We start from the raw sequence: 3,178 nt of genomic DNA on the forward strand, positions 1-3,178 counted from the left end.
GCCTGCAACGCCGCAATCAACGTCGCGCGCCTGCTCGATATAGGCCCGTATCGCCTGGGCAAAGATCGCCTCGGACATTTTCAGCGCGATCAGGTCGCCGCCGAGCCGCGCGCCGCCCGCCTCGGCACCGATTACCCGCAGCGTGGCCTCGAGCCAGAGCCCCGCCTCCTCGCCGTAGCCGCGCAGATGAATGAAGGGAGGGAGTTGGTCAAAAAGAAGGTGCCTTGATCCCTCGGCCAGCGCAAAATGTCCACAGATCAGTTGCGTGTCGCGCGGACTTTCTTCGCCGCCCCAGACCAACGTGCCATGACCCGGAAAACCGGCGCGTGACAGGATGTCGTCAAGCGGCAGCGCATCGTCGGGGCCGGTGTGACGGCAGGACAGGACATGGGCGGCGCCATGGGGGATCACGATCAGATCCCCTTGGGCAAGATGGACCGGCACCGACACGCCTGAAACCCGGACAAGCGCCTCGCCGCGATGCGCGAAGTGAAAGCGCGCCACGTCGCGGAAGGCCGGCACGCGCACCCCCCAAGGTTCGGTGAAGCTGGTACGGAAGTAGAGCGTGCCGCGGAGCGACAGGCGGGTGAGGATGTCACTGAGAAGGTCAAACATGATAACCGAGCTTACCTGCTTTATCCGCAAAGTCCAGATGTCCGAACGATCAAGCATATAAGCTGGACTTTTCGGCATTCAAAAGACGAAAGATTTGGGGTTCATTGGCCTAGTGCCGAGGCAAGCCGGGATAAAACTCTTTGCCACAGTTTACGGCACCCTCGCTCCGTGCGGATCGGGGACGCTTCCATCAATCAAACAAGGAAATCCAATGTCTCGCAAGTTAACCTTCGCTGCCGCGGCACTGACCGCGCTCTGCGCCTTCGGCCCCGCAATGGCCGCCGATGAGGCCAATGTCGCTCCGGGTCTGACCTATGGCGGCGCACCGCTCGGCCTGCACGGCGCCGATCCGGTATCGCTGCTCGACCAGGGCAAGAACGCCGAGGGCAACGCCTCCTATGCCGCCGCCCATGACGGGGTGGCCTACTACTTCGCTTCGGAAGAAAACCTCAAGGCATTCGAGGCGAATCCGGCCCGCTACGCGCCGCAATACGGTGGTTTCTGTGCCTTCGGCGTGTCGGTCGGCAAGAAGTTCGATGGCGACCCGAGCTTTGCCGCGGTGATGGGCGACAAGCTCTACGTCTTCCTGAACGAGGATGTCTTCAAGGCCTACCTCAAGGACGAGGCCAGCACCATCGCCAAAGCGGAAGATAACTGGAGCACCATCGAACACACCGCCGCGACGGATCTCTGATCGCGAGCGTCGAAACCGGGTCGGCTCCTCACAAGCCGGCCCGCACCTTGAACGGAGAAAGACATGCCCACCACCATTACTCTCGTGAGCCACGCTCTTTGCCCCTATGTCCAGCGCATCGCCATCGCCCTTGCCGAGAAGGGTGTTGCGCATGACCGCGTAACCGTCGATCTGGCGCACAAACCGGACTGGTTCCTTGCGATTTCACCTCTCGGGCGCGCCCCCGTTCTCAAGGTGGGTAATGCGGCGCTCTTCGAGTCTTCGTCAATTCTCGAATATCTCGAGGAAACCCAACCAAACCCACTGCATCCCGCCGATCCGGTCGAACGGGCACGCCATCGTGCCTGGATCGGTTTTGGGTCGGAGACGCTGAACGACATCGCGGGTTTCTACTCCGCTCCGGACGAGGCCGTGCTCGACTCGAAGGCTGCGGCCCTGCACGCCCGTTTCCGCCTGCTTGAAGCACATCTTAGCCGAGGTCCGTGGTTCGCGGGCGAACGGTTCAGTCTGGTCGATGCGGTGTTCGCGCCGGTCTTCCGCTATTTCGAGATCTTCGAGCGGCTCGGGGACTTCGGCTTCTTCGACGGGCTCGCCAAGGCTCCGGCCTGGCGCGCGGCGCTGGCGGCGCGTCCGACCGTGCGCGATGCAGTCGCCCGCGACTATGGCGACCATCTGGCCGCGTTCCTGTGCCGCCGCAATGGCGCTCTGGCACGTCGGATTGAGATCAACTCTGCAAGGGAAAGGCTGTCGGCTTGAATCAGAACGCCTTGGCCATGTACTGCGATGGCGAAACTCACAACGAAGAGAGCGCCAGCATGACGCAGAAAGGGCCGCCCCTGATCACCTTCGCGCGCCTGCCGGACATCCCGTCGGACATCCTGATCGCGCATATGTCCGACCCGCGGGTCGCCTTGCATATGCCGCTGTTGAAGGACGCGTGGAATCCCGTCGTTGCCGCGAAATTCGTCGCGGCCAAGGAGGAGTGCTGGCGTCGCGACGGACTAGGGCACTGGGCGATCCTCGCCGACGGCCGCTATGTCGGTTGGGGTGGCTTCCAGAAAGAGGGTGACGAATGGGATTTTGGCTTGGTTCTGACACCCGGCGCCTTCGGGCTCGGCGCTCGGATCACCTGCAAGGCCATCGCATTCGCCACGGCCGACGCGCGCATTCCCTTCGTCACCTTTCTCTTGCCGCCGTCGCGCCGAAACCTCGCAGCGCTTGGGCGTTTGGGCGCAAGCTTCGTCGGTGAGATCCAGCACGATGGAGCGACATTTCTCAAATACCGGCTGGAGACGCGGTGACGCCTGTCTTGCCACGAGTCGATTTCAGCGAAGCATAACCCAATTTCTGGCGCCGCCGGCGCACTTTGGGCACGGATCGTCGGCTACGATAACTGCTCCGGAATCTACGTGAGCGGCGTCCCCGCTCCAAGATCTCAACGGGCGCTCGCGTTGTCATCGCGCGTGGTCGGAAATCGATAATTGGGGTTGTAGACCGGACTCAGCTGCAGGAGGTTCCGGAACCCTGCGGCATTGCGGCCATTCGATCACGGAGCAGCATCCGTCGGAAAGGGCTCGGTGCGGTCATTCGAAGAAATCGGATCTGGGCAAAGGCTCCCTGCCCTGCCACTTCGCCCACGGCCCATTCCCGACCTTCGCCCTACCGTCACGATGCTGCAGTTGCAGCCCGCTTGCCGGCCATTCGCCGCGCGTGCGAAATCTGGAGGTGGTCGAACTCACAGTCTGCGGAGATACTGTTGAAGAAGTCGGCATTTGATACGCGCATGCTGGTTTTAAGAACAAGCCGCGCGCTGCCCCTCCTTACGCCGGGGCTGGAACTGGTACCAACTTGGCCAGTTTGCGGAGGTTT

At 62.3% G+C, this 3,178-nt stretch carries 4 protein-coding genes; 3 read left to right on the top strand and 1 reads right to left on the bottom strand.

The features are described 5' to 3' along the window. Positions 1-615: cupin domain-containing protein (locus WBB85_RS17810; RefSeq protein WP_432639937.1), on the bottom strand; the 615-nt coding region annotated here is incomplete at its 3' end. Positions 616-826: 211 nt separating this feature from the next. Between WBB85_RS17810 and WBB85_RS17815 the strand changes: the two genes are divergently transcribed. The 3 genes from WBB85_RS17815 (at position 827) to WBB85_RS17825 (ending at position 2,610) form a co-directional block, all read left to right on the top strand. Continuing rightward, a complete protein-coding gene (locus WBB85_RS17815) occupies positions 827-1,309 on the top strand; it encodes a YHS domain-containing (seleno)protein (RefSeq protein WP_432639938.1) in 483 nt (160 codons plus the stop codon). Positions 1,310-1,372: 63 nt separating this feature from the next. Next, positions 1,373-2,065, top strand: coding sequence for a glutathione S-transferase family protein (locus WBB85_RS17820; RefSeq protein WP_432639939.1), 693 nt, complete (start codon positions 1,373-1,375; stop codon positions 2,063-2,065). Between the two features lie 59 nt (positions 2,066-2,124). Then, positions 2,125-2,610: a GNAT family N-acetyltransferase gene (locus WBB85_RS17825; RefSeq protein ID WP_432639940.1), complete on the top strand. Its 486-nt coding sequence runs from the start codon at positions 2,125-2,127 to the stop codon at positions 2,608-2,610. Positions 2,611-3,178 lie beyond the last annotated feature (568 nt).

The organism is Albidovulum sp. (assembly GCF_049646345.1).
Lineage (GTDB): Bacteria > Pseudomonadota > Alphaproteobacteria > Rhodobacterales > Rhodobacteraceae > Albidovulum.

Coding starts and splice junctions, on each gene's coding strand:
- WBB85_RS17815 (WP_432639938.1), top strand. CDS start 827: ATGTCTCGCAAGTTAACCTTCGCTGCCGCGGCACTGACCGCGCTCTGC.
- WBB85_RS17825 (WP_432639940.1), top strand. CDS start 2,125: ATGACGCAGAAAGGGCCGCCCCTGATCACCTTCGCGCGCCTGCCGGAC.
- WBB85_RS17820 (WP_432639939.1), top strand. CDS start 1,373: ATGCCCACCACCATTACTCTCGTGAGCCACGCTCTTTGCCCCTATGTC.